This is a genomic window from Rothia mucilaginosa, from assembly GCF_001061665.1.
Lineage (GTDB): Bacteria > Actinomycetota > Actinomycetes > Actinomycetales > Micrococcaceae > Rothia > Rothia mucilaginosa_A.
In genome coordinates this window covers 188,982-201,296 of the sequence record NZ_JVSP01000002.1, presented here as the reverse complement: position 1 = coordinate 201,296, position 12,315 = coordinate 188,982, and the positions used below count along the sequence as shown (strand labels likewise).

The window sequence follows — 12,315 nt, the reverse complement described above, 5'->3', positions numbered from 1 at the left end:
GAGAGGGGTACGGTCAATTGTGCTCACATAAGGCGTCACGTATTCCTGGCGTGGGGCCTCACCCGTATGGTGTATCAGTCTGTAACAGCAGACGCGTCAGGAGGCTTTGACCAGAGATCGTTCAGAGAAGCCCGAGTGCGGCGGAGCCGCAACTTTCGGGGCGTATCAATCGGTGATGGTGAGTACGGCGCACTTTCCAAAATGACACCACCTGGGGTGCTCGGTGCGCACAAGACCTTCATCGGGGGTTCCCGTGTTTATACAGTGTACCGCAGGGTCCCTTCCTCGGCTATAAAAAGGTGCTTAAAACCTCATCTCTTAGGCACGAGCGCCCACCCTCACTCTTGGAGGGTGGGCGCTCATCTAGAGGCTTAGCCGAGGGGCTAGTCGACGCGGCGCACGATATCGATCGTGCCGACGGTCGCGTGCTTAGCGTAGGAGTGGCCGTAACGGTCAGCGGCGTACTGGGCCACATTCGCCGGAGGATTACCACCCCAGGAGTTATTGCTGCGGTCAATCACCACGTACTCGGGGGCCGGCTCGCCGGTATGACCAATCCAGTAGACGGTGCGACCCGGAATCAGCTGCGTCAGAATGGACAAATCCGAGGCCACGGTAACGCCCTCGGGCACCTGCTGCACGGCCTTGAGCTTCATCTGATCGCTGGAAGTCAAAGCAGAGTCGGTAAACTGCGAGTTCGCCAGGGCTGCGAGAGGCTGCGTCGAGCCCGGCACGAAAATCGGGGAAGCGGCCAAGAAAAGCGCTACGACAGGAAGAATCCACACCGGCAGGTTGCGAACCCGGATGCGGCTGCGACCGGAAGGCTCCTTGGGGGCGTCGGGAACCTCGGCGGGCTCCGCGAGTTTGCGGGCCGGAATCGCACCGTAGCGCATCCGTAGCACGGTATCCAGCAGGGCGCAGAAGACGACCGGCATCAGCACCAGAGAGTAGTGCCAGGTGCTGGCCCAGTAGGACTCCATCGTGGAGAGCAGACGCCACGCGATGGTCGGCAGAGCCACCAGCGCAAGGGGCGAGCCAACCCACAGCACCGCACCCGTGATGAGTAGCAGGCCCAGGGTCGCCATCTTCGTGTTGTTATTCATCATCTGAATCAGGGAGCCGAAGGGATCCCCAACGGCAGCGGCAACATTCACCTTGTCGGCGTAGTCAAAGGTTCCGCCGCTGTTGAAGTAGGGCAGAATCACGGCGATTGAGACCACCGACCAGAAGATGCCCCACGCAATTACCATGCTCGACTCGGCAACCGCGCGAGTGCGGGCCCAGGAGTGGTACAGGGAACGCAGGCGAACGCGGAACGAAGCCGGTTCTCCCTCAGAGAGGCGGGGCAACAGAATATCGTACGCGACACCCAACCAGCCGCTACGAATCAGGGCCACAACGCCGATGACGGCCACGGTTACGCCCATATCCTCCTTGACGAAGGCGATGGGCAGCGCCCACCAGCAGGCGCGGGCAAGGTATCGGTTTCGTTCGTCGCCGCTCACGCGCGAGGCGAGCACCAGATAGCCCAGGCTCACGGTCAGCAGGGGCACAGCAAAGGCCACTTCGTGGAACTGCGCCGCGACGGCCTGCTGCACGCCAAAGCTCAGGGCGAAGCCCGCACCGAGCAGAAGACCGGTCAGCGTCGGCACGAACCGCTGGAACCGGGACGGCTCAGATTCCTCACCGGTTCGGGAGGCTCGAGCCAGGGTAAAGGCACGCTGGGTGAAGAAGACGATGGCACTCGTTGCGGCCGCAATTAGGGCGTTCTGCACAACGAGCAGGGTCGTGGGCGAGGGAAACATCCCGTAAATCGGCCCCAGCAGCATCAGAATGGGGTGGAAGTGATCGCCCCAGAGGTTAAAACCGGGCCCCTTAACCGGCACGATTGGTGCGGAGAAGTGCGAGTACGCCTGGGCCATCTGCGTGAAGATTGCCAGATCCCACGAGGGGGTCACCCAGTGCTTAACCTGCTGCAGCGAGTAGTAGGTGTACAGCGCCATAACGGCCACGCCCAGCACCAGTCCGGGGAACAGGTCAAGCAGACGGATGCGCTTGAAGCGCTCGCGGAGGCCCCCGGCGACGCCCGACCGGGAAGCTGAGCCGCCGGTGGTTCGAGGCCTCGTCGGAGCCGCGCTCTGGGCGGCTACTTCAGTCTCTTCCGATGCCATGGGCGTCCTTCCCTCGGGAGCGCATCCGTCGAAGCCCGGGTTTCACCGCCAGCCCTGTGATGCACTGTACACACTCCTTATCACTCTAGGGTAGCGTATGAGTCCGGGACGCTCCATCGCCGGGCTCCGTCGGCTCGAAGCCCAGAACCCGGCCGCGTAGACTGGTGCTGTGAGCACGCAACCCTCCTCAATCCCCCGGACGCTGCCCCCGGCGCCGGGCGCTAACCCGCACCCGCTGGCCGCGGCGCGCCTGCCCTATGCCCCGGGACCGTTGAGCGCCGAACCGCGCGTGACGATTCGCTCGCTCTCCCCTGCGGGTACGCGCTCCCTGCCGGGCACCCTCGCGCCCGAGTCCTGCGAGGTTATCGTCGAGCCGCAGGTTCCCGTGCACCTGGCGCAGACGCTGGGCGCGCTGAGCCGAGGCGCGAGCGATCCGGCCTACCGCGCGCTCAGCCGAGAGGCCGGAGCCGAACGCATCTGGATTACGGCCCGCACGCCGGAACATAGCTTTCCCGCGGTGCTCTTCGCAGAGCGCCTTCCCGATTCCGCGACGGGCTCTCCCGATTCCGCGGCGGCCGCCCTTCCGGCCCTGCACCGGCTGCTGATGCGCCCCGTCCGCGTTCGCATCTGGGCTTCCTACGACTCCGCCGAGCGGCAGCTGGCGGCACGCCACGACGTACGAGCGCTGGCCGATGAGATGACCTACTGGCTGGGTCTGCACGACCGTCCCGAGGATTTCGCGTCCCTTCCCTCGTTCGGGGAGCTCCCCGAGCGCGTCCGTACCGCGTGGCGGGCCAACCCCGGGCTACGGCTAAGCGCCTCGGGCCAGCTGGACCGGCACGTACTCAACGCCATTGTGGAACAGCGCATCACGCAGACCGAAGCCTTCAGGACGTTGCGGTGGATTCTGTACCGGCACGGCGAACCTGCCCCGGCAAGCGGCCTCTCCGCTCAGCCCGAGGGCATGCGCGTCTACCCCACGGCCCGCACCCTGGCGGCCATCCCCACCTGGGATTGGCACCGGGCGGGCGTGGATAAGAGCCGCTACGATGCGGTGCGCGCCTACGCCAGCTCCGCCCCCGCCATCGCTCGGGTCGCCGGCACCGGCGATGTCACCGCCCTGGCCCGGGCGCTCAACACGCTACGCGGAGTAGGCCCGTGGAGCATTGCCGAAACCCTCCAGCGCGTCTGCGGGCATCCGGACGCTATCAGCGTCGGCGATTACCATCTGGCCCACTCGGTTGGCGAACTGCTCGGGGGCCGCCGCACCGATGATGCGGGCATGCTCGCCTTGCTCGCCCCCTACAGCCCGCACCGGCAGCGCGTGGTGCGCTACATGTACGCCTCCGGCTTCTGGAAGCAGCGCTTCGGCGCGCGCATGAGCATTGAGGATCACCGCGAGCGCTGAGTGCCCGGTGAGAGCACAAGCAACGGGGCGCACCCTCCGGTTAATCCGGTGGGTGCACCCCGTTCAAGCTCTGATGCGTGGTTGAGCTTACTTCTTCTCTGCGGAACCTTCAGCCGCTGCAATCTCTGCACGGACCTTGTCCATGTCGAGCTCGCGAATCGAACCGATTACGGTCTCCAGCTGGTCTTCGCGCAGTGCGCCAGCCTGCTGGTAAACCAGGATACCGTCACGGAAGCCCATGATGGTGGGGATGGAGGTGATGCCTGCTGCCTGAGCGAGCTGGCCCTGGTCCTCGGTGTCGACCTTGCCGAAAACAATGTCGCTGTGCTTCTCCGAAGCCGCCTCGTAGACGGGGGAGAACTGCTTGCAGGGACCGCACCAATCTGCCCAGAAGTCCAGGAAGACGATGTCGTTGCTCTCGACGGTAGCAGTCAGGTTCTGCTGAGTAATTTCATTAGTAGCCATGAGATAAAGCTACACCCTCAAGACCCCAATCGCTAATTGTTCGCTCTGGGATTCAAACATTGTGAAAGATATGACAAGCAGCCGTCATAGTTAGCTCTTTACGCGGTAGTTTCCGCCGAGTTTTAGGCGTGTCGCGGGAACTCCGGTGAAGGTTCCTGTGGCCGATTGTGGAGGCGCGCTACCCGGCAGGCACAAACCGTACCGGGACTTCGCTGAGGAGCATCATCGCGCAGATGCGCCTCACCGCTAAGCTTTTGGTTTTAGATACACAAAAGCCCGGTTACTTTCGTAACCGGGCTATTTGTGGCAGGTGAGGGATTCGAACCCCCGTAGGCAGTGCCAGCTGATTTACAGTCAGCCCCCTTTGGCCGCTCGGGTAACCTGCCGCCTAGCTAGGTGCTAGTTGCTCGCTCACGCGAACAGAGACTACTCTACAGCAGATTGCGAGCCGTGTACACTTCAGAGCTAGATTTGTGACGAAGGTTATACTCGATGATGGCTCTTGGTCCGGAGCCCCGTAAGAACGGCAAACCTCACGACTATCAGTCTGGGAGGCACCCAGCCTAGAAGGAACGGGAGGGTATATCGCCGTCTTGCTCAAGCAACAGCACAATCTCAAGGTGCTCCAGGTAGCGGCGCGCCTGCTCAACCGTGCACATGCCGCCGGAAATTTCGCGCTCCAGGTCGCGACGAACGCCGCAGAATCGAGCTACGAGCGAAGGCTCCGTCAGGGTGATACCAATACCGTCGAAGGGGGAGGGCTCAGCATCTTCCCCATACAGGTCAAGATGAATCTCGTGGTGGTCAGATTCATTGAGACGCTCAGCCTCAGGAATACCCTCGGGTTCAGGACTCAGAGAATTATGCAAGTCCATAAAGAGAAGGGTCTGCAGGTCTCGAGCTTCTTCGCTCGCTTGCACGTCCGTCACGGACAGGTCATAAGTGGTCATGCTTCTATTATCCTCTTCAAAGATTAGAGTGACCTGTAAAACAGGTCGGCATTTCTGTTAGTTAGCTGTGAACAACTCCGCAGACCCGGTAGGCTAGTACTAACCGGTGCCTGTAGCACCTCATTCACGAAAGGAATATCCATGGCTAGCGAATCTTCGTTCGACATCGTCTCCAAGGTCGACAAGCAGGAAGTATCCAACGCCCTGCACCAGGCACAGAAGGAAATCTCCCAGCGCTACGACTTCCGCGGCGTCGGCGCCGAAATCGACTACTCCGGCGACAAGATCCTCATCAAGGCCAACGCTGAAGAGCGCGCCCTGGCAGTGCTCGACGTTTTCCAGTCCAAGCTGGTCAAGCGCGGCATCTCCCTAAAGTCCCTGGACTCCGGCAAGCCCTACGCATCCGGCAAGGAAACCCGCATCGAATGCTCCATCAAGGAAGGTATCGCTCAGGATCAGGCGAAGAAGATCTCCAAGATGATCCGCGAAGAGGGCCCCAAGGGCGTGAAGGCAACCATCCAGGGTGATGAACTGCGCGTCTCCTCCAAGTCCCGCGATGACCTGCAGGAAGTCATTACAATGCTCAAGTCCGCTGACCTTGAGGTTGACCTCCAGTTCGTCAACTACCGCTAAGCGCTCGGGGTCCAATGGAGCCGGCGGATGCACCCGTCGCATCCGACGCGCACCATCGAGCGCAAAAATCCTCGGGACGACTACTTCCACAGTAGCCACCCCGAGGATTTTTGTCTGTAGTCCCGTCATCGCGGGTCATAATCGTCACGCCGAGTCATCTTCCGACTCGGCGGGTTTGACGAAAAAACTATACGGGCTTGCTCAGCCTAGTACTGACCCATTTCGCGGGCCATCTGCTGCAGGCGCGCAATGCGCTGATTCATCGGCGGGTGGGTGGACATCACATTCTGCAGGGAACCGAAGGGGTTCGCAATCATCATGGCGCTTGCAGCCTGGGTGCTACGGTCGTCCGGATTCATCGGGTATAGAGAGACGCCGCGCTCAAGCTTATTCAGAGCGGAGGCCAGGGCGATGGGGTCGCGAGTCAGGCGTGCGCCATCCTCGTCCGCGTCATACTCGCGGGTACGGCTAATGGCCATCTGAATCACCTGCGTAGCAATAGGGGCCAGCAGAGCAATCACGAACGCCGCGAGGGGGTTGGCCCGGTTATCGTCGCGGTTCGAGCCGCCGAACATCGCACCAAAAGAAAGCACCTGGGCGATTATGCCGATGATGGAGGCGATACCCGCCGCCACGGAGGAGGTCAGAATATCGCGGTTGTACACGTGCATGAGCTCGTGGCCGAGCACGCCGCGCATCTCACGCTCGTCCAGCAGCTGCAGGATGCCCTCGGTGCAGCACACGGCCGCGTTCTGCGGATTACGGCCAGTCGCGAACGCGTTCGGGGTCATCGTGGGGGCCACGTAGAGGCGGGGCATCGGCTGGCCGGCGGTGCGTGAGAGCTCCTCCACGATGTCATAGAGCACCGGCACCTCATCGCGGGTGACCGGGTAGGCGTTCATCGAACGCAGAGCCAGCTTATCGGAGTTCCAGTAGGTGTACGCGACGCCGCCCAGGCTCAGCAGGCCCATAATCCAGATGAAGGATGAGGATTTAAAGGCTGCCGACAGCAGGCCGCCAATGAGCAGCATAAGGCCCACCATGGACCCCATAAGAAGGGTGGTTTTAAGGCCGTTGTGGTGACGATGCATGAGGAACCTCCTGAGCTCCAAAGTGCGGGTGGACAGCGCGGGTAGACCGCGCTTGACTCTTCAGGATACGGAAGCGGCCCGCCGGGCGCATCCCCAAAAGCGGCAGATTCACCCAGAGCGTCAGAACGGGGCAGGACGGCTAGGGTATAGCCCCGGGGATAGTCACGAGCGGCACCTGCTCCAGAACCTGCGCGGTTGCGGTAGGAAAGATACCCAGTATGAGGATGGTGCCGTAGGCTCCCAGAAAGATAATGAAGAGCAACCCCAGCATAATTTGCCCCTCCAGGTCAAATCCTGACCTGACGCTACGGTACTGGGCGTAGAGAACGGGAGTTACAAGGGGCGCACCAAAGAGCAGAACCATCAGCAGGATATAGATGGGGTTCGTGAAGTTGTAGACCACGTTCGTACCCTCCCCGGTGGTTCCTTGACGGTTTATCGGTCGCGCCTTCATTGCGCGGTCCTTCGTTCCCGATTGTACGGCATCGGTCGTCGCAGGAACGGGAGATACCACCAGTTCCTCGAGGACTGGAAAGAGGACCGAAAATGGTGAGCCGCTGCTGAGTCCCCCCTAAGGATTTATTATGAATTCATAATAATATAATGATGAATTCCTCATAATAACGTGTAGAATGGGATCATGACCGACGTACACAACACCACAGACGTTAAGACAACCCCCATCCCAGAACAACAACTAGCCGGGCCCGGATGCGCACACCTCACCGGGCTACCCGTCCTCTCCCCCATGAGCGACGAGCAGCTCGAGGAAGCCTGGACCACCGGCCTGCGCACCCGCGGACGCCGCGTCACCAAGCAGCGACTCGCAGTGCTCCACGCCGTGCAGGACCACCCGCACTCCACCGCGGACACCATCGTGCAGGCCGTGCGCGAGCGCATCCCCGCCATCACGGTCCAGTCCGTCTACGTCATTCTCGCGGACCTGACCGATATCGACCTGCTCCGCAAGTTCGAACCGCCCGGAACCCCCGCCCTGTACGAAACCCGTACCGGCGACAACCACCACCACGCCTTCTGCGTGCGCTGCGGCAAGGTTGAGGACGTCGACTGCGCCGTGGGCTCCGCCCCCTGCTTGACCCCCAGCGATTTTCACGGCATGGCGCTCTTCAGCGCCGATGTGCTCTACCAGGGCGTCTGCACCGACTGCCAGACCGAGGAAGAGGCCAAGCTCGCCCGCGCCCAGCGTGAGGCGGCGGCCCACCTGCTGGGTAACTAACCGTTAAGCGCGGCGGCGCCCCGCATCCTACGCGTCGGCTGGATCCCGGAGCGCATCCGCCTGCTAAAAGACTGACCGCTAGAGACGACCATCGGGTCGCCGCTAGCGGTCAGCTGTTTTAAGTATGTTGAAGCTACATGCCGGGACGGGGCTGCGAATCCACGATCTCCAGCAGCTCACGAATCTGCTGGGCGCTCAGCACGGTCGAGGGGTTAATCGCGTTTACCTTCACGCTCGGGGCGCCAATCTCCAGCGCGTAGCGCAGAATCTCCAGGGCGTTCGCCGAACGCACCTCAATATGCGGGTCCAGCGCCGCAATCTCAATCGGCGAGGTGAAGACCAGCAGACTCTGCGGGTTGCCGTTCTCGTCGGGATCAAACACGAACGAGGAACCCGAGGGGTCGTTCGGGTCCACGCCCACCAACAGCACCGAGGCAGGAGACACGAGCGAACCCAGCAGCATCTGCATGTTGTCCTGGGTCAGCGCCATCTTCGCGCCATCGTTGCGGGGAGAGGTCACAATCCACTGCACCTGAGCGCGCTCAATGTAGCACTCGTGATCGGTTCCGGGATCGACCACAATCAGGTCGAGCGCCTCGTTCGCGAGGAAATCCATGAAGACCTTCATCGCGGGCTCGCGAAGAATCAGCTCTTCACCCTCGGATTCCTGGCGCACGTAGCTCTTACCCACGTGCTCCGAGGATGAGAAGACGCACAGGGCCTGCATGCCGGTCTCAGGCATGCGAATCACCTGGTGGGTCAGCACGGATTCGGGGCCCATCGGGTCGGTCTCCGAGGGAATCAGCAGCGAACCGGTCGCGTCCAGCAGAACATCGCCGCCAAGCATCGTGCGCACCACGTTAATGAGGGTGCGCTCCTGCACATCGTTCCGGAAGGTCTGCAGCGCAGCCACCAGGTAGGGATTCGGAATCTCGTGCTCGCTCGAACCCAGAGCCGCTGCGGCCGAGTGGCGGGCGCGCCCCTCCATACGTTCGCGGGCCCACTCGGGCACGCGGGAAGCGTCACGCGGGAACTCAGCCAGGTGCTCGCGCACGTCCGTGGCGGTCAGGGTGCCTTCGTTCTTCCAGTTGTCCGGCTCGTCGTCGCGGTTGTACGATGCGCCCACGCTGAACTGCGGGTTGGGCCAGCCGGTAGCCGCCACCACGATAGATGCGGTGAACCAGGTGCCGCGGTTACCGTCGTAGGCTGCGCGCTGCAGCTTGCGCACCTCAGCGATAATGGGCGAACCCTCCTTGAGGGGGCCAACCGTACCGATGTACTCCTCGCCGTCACGGAATTCGCGTACCCGCACAAAAATCTGCCCCGCGAGAGGCTTCACGTCGAGTACCATTTCGCTCCAGCCGGGGTCGGCGTTCACAACGTCGAGCAGCCAGCTACCAATGTTATTGAGCGCGTCCTGGATGCGCGCAGCGCGGCTACTCGTCTCGGTGAGGCGGGGTTCAGTCATGTGTTCATACATCCTTGAGTGTTGAATTACGGCGCGGCAGAGTGCATCCGTGATTGCATGTGAAAGATTTATGGGCTTGCAGTGGTGCCGGAAAAAGCCGCTCACTTCGATTCTAACGAACGTGTCAGCTTCACGGTCATAGTTTACGCCGAAAGATGTATGTTCGCCCTCTCCTCGACGCTCCTTAAAACCCCGAATCAGACCCCCGCCCTCAACCTCAGCAAGAGGCTGAACCGAGGTCCGCGGCCTCCTCCATCGAGCCCTGCCCGCCACGCATCCGTCGAAAGAGCGCCCGAAACGGGGGATACAGGGCAGATACACCCTCAAAAGGTTGATAATCTTAAATCATGACGAATTCTCTGCAGGATCTTATCGACGCATCGATTTTTATCTCCACCGAGTACCAGGCTCGACTCGCCGAGCTCGTGGGTACCTCCGAGTGGAACGTGGACTTCACTTCTCAGTCCCTGGACTTTGAGACCGTTCCCCCGCTCTCGCTCAAGCCGCACCTGCTGGGCACCGAATCCGAAAACCGCGGCACCTGGATTTGGTCCTGGCAGCAGCTGGGCTACTTCCCCGACTCCGTGGTTTCCGCAGCCATTCAGGCCCGCGAAGCCGGCGAGCGCGACGGCCTGGTCGAACTGACCACCGATGAGCTTCCCCTCTCGGAGTCCCTGGCCCGCCGGCTCACCCTGGCGGCCAAGACCCTGAGCGGTCTCTACGCCCACTACCCGCTGCCCGCCGGTGCCGGTGTGCGCGCGTGGACTCTGCTGGAGGGTCACGAGCTGGCCCTCGAGGCCCCCACCTACAAGGGCATCGGCCGTGTTATCGCCAAGACCCTGCAGAGCGAAGAGATTCACAACCAGGTTCTGGCGGTGGATTCCTACGCCCAGCAGCGCGGCTTCCACATTGCCTGGGATACCGAGGCAACCGCCGTGCTGACCGCAACCGACGGTGCACTGCGCCTGTGGTTCGACGACGGTCGCATCAGCGGTATTGAGGAGGCCGAGCCGCAGGTTGGCCCCGAGGTTCTGGAGCAGTGCGCCGCCGCCGCTGCCCAGCGTCGCGAGTCGCTCGCAGCCGCCCGTACCGAGATTGAGCGCATCGCCGCTGCCGAGGCCGCCGCTCAGAGCGCCCAGCGCGAGCAGGAGGCCGCCGAGCGCGCCGCCGCCCGCGCCGAGGCCGAGCGCGCCGTCGAGATTGCGGAGCACGCACCGGTTGCTGATACCTACGAGGCACCCGCCACCGAAGCTCACGAGGAGTACGAGGCACCCGTCGCCGAGGCTCAGCCCGCCCCGGCGGAACAGCCCGTCGAGGAGCACGAGCCCGAGCAGGCCCGCGTCTACACCGACGCCTCGATTGGTGCCGAGGACGAGCAGCACGTTGAAACTCACGAGGCTCCCGCCGAGCAGGCACCGGCAGAGCAGCACGCCGAGGAGCCCGAAGCTTACGAGGCACAGGGCGAGTACACCGAAGAGGAAATCGCCGAGTACGTGGAGCCGATTCACAACGCCGGCGACGCCCCCGACCTGCCCGCCGAGCGCGAAGAAGCCGCTCACGAAGAGTACGAGCGTCAGCACTTCGAGGAGCGCCGCGAGGAAGAGCAGCAGAAGCCCGAGCCCAAGAAGAAGGGCTTCTTCTCCCGCTTCTTCGGCCTCTAAACCGAATACACAACACCCCGTCAGGCGCGGTATCCTCGTGGTACCGCGCCTGACGGCGTCCGGAGCACCTCTATCCGGTCCCCACGAGGATGTCTGCAGTGCGCGGGATTGATTGTGTGCGGCCCCAACCCGACGAATAACGCTCAAAGAACACGCACAGAAGAAAGTAGCTCAAGAAGAAACCATGTCAGAGACGCAGAAACACGCCACCCGTAACGGGTTTATCACCATCATCGGTACCTACCTCATCTGGGGTCTGCTCCCCCTCTACTTTGTGGTCATGGCGCCGGCCGGGCCGATTGAAATCGTCGTGGCCCGAGTGGTCTTCTCCCTCATCTTCTGCGCCCTGCTACTACCTCTTGTTCGGGCAACCGCCGACTTCCGCCGAACCCTGCGGAACCGCCGCATCATGCTGGTGCTGACGGCCGCCTCCATTCTCATCTGCGCAAACTGGCTCATCTACGTGGTGGCGACGACGACCGGCCACACGATTGATGTGTCGTTGGGATATTTCATCAATCCGCTGGTTTCGGTGGTGCTGGGCGTAATTTTCCTGCAGGAGCGGCTGCGCGCCGCGCAGTGGGTCTCGGTGGCGATTTCCTGTATCGCTGTGCTGATGATGAGCCTCATCTACGGGCAGGTGCCGTGGACCGGCCTGGGCGTGGCCTTTACTTTCGGCATCTACGGCCTGCTCAAGGCCCGTATCGCCCATGAGGTGAGCCCCATCGTCTCGCTGTCCCTCGAGACGCTAATCCTGGCTCCCTTCGGCGTTATTGCGCTCTTCGTCCTCAACGCACAGGGTCAGATGACCCTCTTCAGCGAGGGCACCGGGCACTTCTGGCTCCTGGCTTCCACCGGCGTGGTCACCGTTGTGCCGCTCATGCTCTTTGCGGCGGCAACCAAGGCCCTGCCGCTCTCGGTCATCGGCATGGTGCAATACCTGGGCCCGACCATCCAGTTCGTTCTGGCCATCACCGTGCTGCACGAGCACATGAGCCCCGATAAGGTGCTGGGCCTGGGCCTCATCTGGGTTGCGCTCATCATTTTCACGGTGGATGCTCTGCGTGCCTCTCGTTCCTACCGCGCCTCCGCGCTGTCGGATCCGGAGACCGGCATGATTCCGCTGGTTCAGGCGGAAAACGTACAGGCTGAGGATGCGCAGATTCTTCTGGAAGAGCAGGAGCAAACCCAGCGCTCCGAGAACAAATAGTTCCCTCCCCCGTTCTGTCCC

General features: G+C 62.2%; 11 protein-coding genes and 1 tRNA gene. 5 read left to right on the top strand and 7 right to left on the bottom strand.

The window, feature by feature from the left end; translation table 11 throughout:
• Window positions 1-383: 383 nt before the first annotated feature.
• Window positions 384-2,171: a DUF2079 domain-containing protein gene (locus ADJ95_RS01185; protein ID WP_049331794.1), complete on the bottom strand. Its 1,788-nt coding sequence runs from the start codon at window positions 2,169-2,171 to the stop codon at window positions 384-386.
• 169 nt (window positions 2,172-2,340) lie between these two features.
• On the opposite strand from ADJ95_RS01185, the gene ADJ95_RS01180 reads away from it, so the two are divergent.
• Window positions 2,341-3,579: a DNA-3-methyladenine glycosylase family protein gene (locus tag ADJ95_RS01180; protein WP_049331791.1), complete on the top strand. Its 1,239-nt coding sequence runs from the start codon at window positions 2,341-2,343 to the stop codon at window positions 3,577-3,579.
• An 87-nt stretch (window positions 3,580-3,666) separates the two neighbouring features.
• Here the strand turns inward: ADJ95_RS01180 and trxA are convergent, their stop codons facing one another.
• From trxA to ADJ95_RS01165, 3 genes are all read right to left on the bottom strand, one after another.
• Window positions 3,667-4,044: a thioredoxin gene (gene trxA, locus ADJ95_RS01175; protein WP_012902990.1), complete on the bottom strand. Its 378-nt coding sequence runs from the start codon at window positions 4,042-4,044 to the stop codon at window positions 3,667-3,669.
• Between the two features lie 304 nt (window positions 4,045-4,348).
• Window positions 4,349-4,430, bottom strand: a tRNA-Tyr gene (locus ADJ95_RS01170).
• 177 nt (window positions 4,431-4,607) lie between these two features.
• Entirely contained in the window at window positions 4,608-4,994 is a 387-nt protein-coding gene (locus tag ADJ95_RS01165; RefSeq protein ID WP_049331788.1) for a hypothetical protein, read from the bottom strand.
• A 141-nt stretch (window positions 4,995-5,135) separates the two neighbouring features.
• On the opposite strand from ADJ95_RS01165, the gene ADJ95_RS01160 reads away from it, so the two are divergent.
• Entirely contained in the window at window positions 5,136-5,627 is a 492-nt protein-coding gene (locus ADJ95_RS01160; RefSeq protein WP_049331785.1) for a YajQ family cyclic di-GMP-binding protein, read from the top strand.
• Between the two features lie 206 nt (window positions 5,628-5,833).
• On the opposite strand, the gene htpX is transcribed toward ADJ95_RS01160, so the two are convergent.
• Both htpX and ADJ95_RS01150 read right to left on the bottom strand, forming a co-directional pair.
• A complete protein-coding gene (gene htpX / locus ADJ95_RS01155) occupies window positions 5,834-6,718 on the bottom strand; it encodes a zinc metalloprotease HtpX (RefSeq protein ID WP_049331782.1) in 885 nt (294 codons plus the stop codon).
• A gap of 139 nt (window positions 6,719-6,857) precedes the next feature.
• Window positions 6,858-7,172, bottom strand: coding sequence for a hypothetical protein (locus ADJ95_RS01150; RefSeq protein WP_239662744.1), 315 nt, complete (start codon window positions 7,170-7,172; stop codon window positions 6,858-6,860).
• Window positions 7,173-7,358: 186 nt separating this feature from the next.
• Between ADJ95_RS01150 and ADJ95_RS01145 the strand changes: the two genes are divergently transcribed.
• Entirely contained in the window at window positions 7,359-7,955 is a 597-nt protein-coding gene (locus tag ADJ95_RS01145; protein WP_080974909.1) for a Fur family transcriptional regulator, read from the top strand.
• A 133-nt stretch (window positions 7,956-8,088) separates the two neighbouring features.
• Here the strand turns inward: ADJ95_RS01145 and ADJ95_RS01140 are convergent, their stop codons facing one another.
• The gene (locus ADJ95_RS01140) at window positions 8,089-9,423 is read right to left on the bottom strand and encodes an SseB family protein (RefSeq protein ID WP_049331777.1); all 1,335 of its coding nucleotides are present in this window, start codon (window positions 9,421-9,423) and stop codon (window positions 8,089-8,091) included.
• Between the two features lie 347 nt (window positions 9,424-9,770).
• Between ADJ95_RS01140 and ADJ95_RS01135 the strand changes: the two genes are divergently transcribed.
• Both ADJ95_RS01135 and rarD read left to right on the top strand, forming a co-directional pair.
• Window positions 9,771-11,084 carry a DUF6882 domain-containing protein gene (locus ADJ95_RS01135; RefSeq protein WP_049331775.1) on the top strand — a complete coding sequence of 438 codons (1,314 nt, stop codon included), beginning with the start codon at window positions 9,771-9,773 and terminating at the stop codon, window positions 11,082-11,084.
• 184 nt (window positions 11,085-11,268) lie between these two features.
• Window positions 11,269-12,294, top strand: coding sequence for an EamA family transporter RarD (gene rarD / locus ADJ95_RS01130; RefSeq protein WP_049331772.1), 1,026 nt, complete (start codon window positions 11,269-11,271; stop codon window positions 12,292-12,294).
• Window positions 12,295-12,315 lie beyond the last annotated feature (21 nt).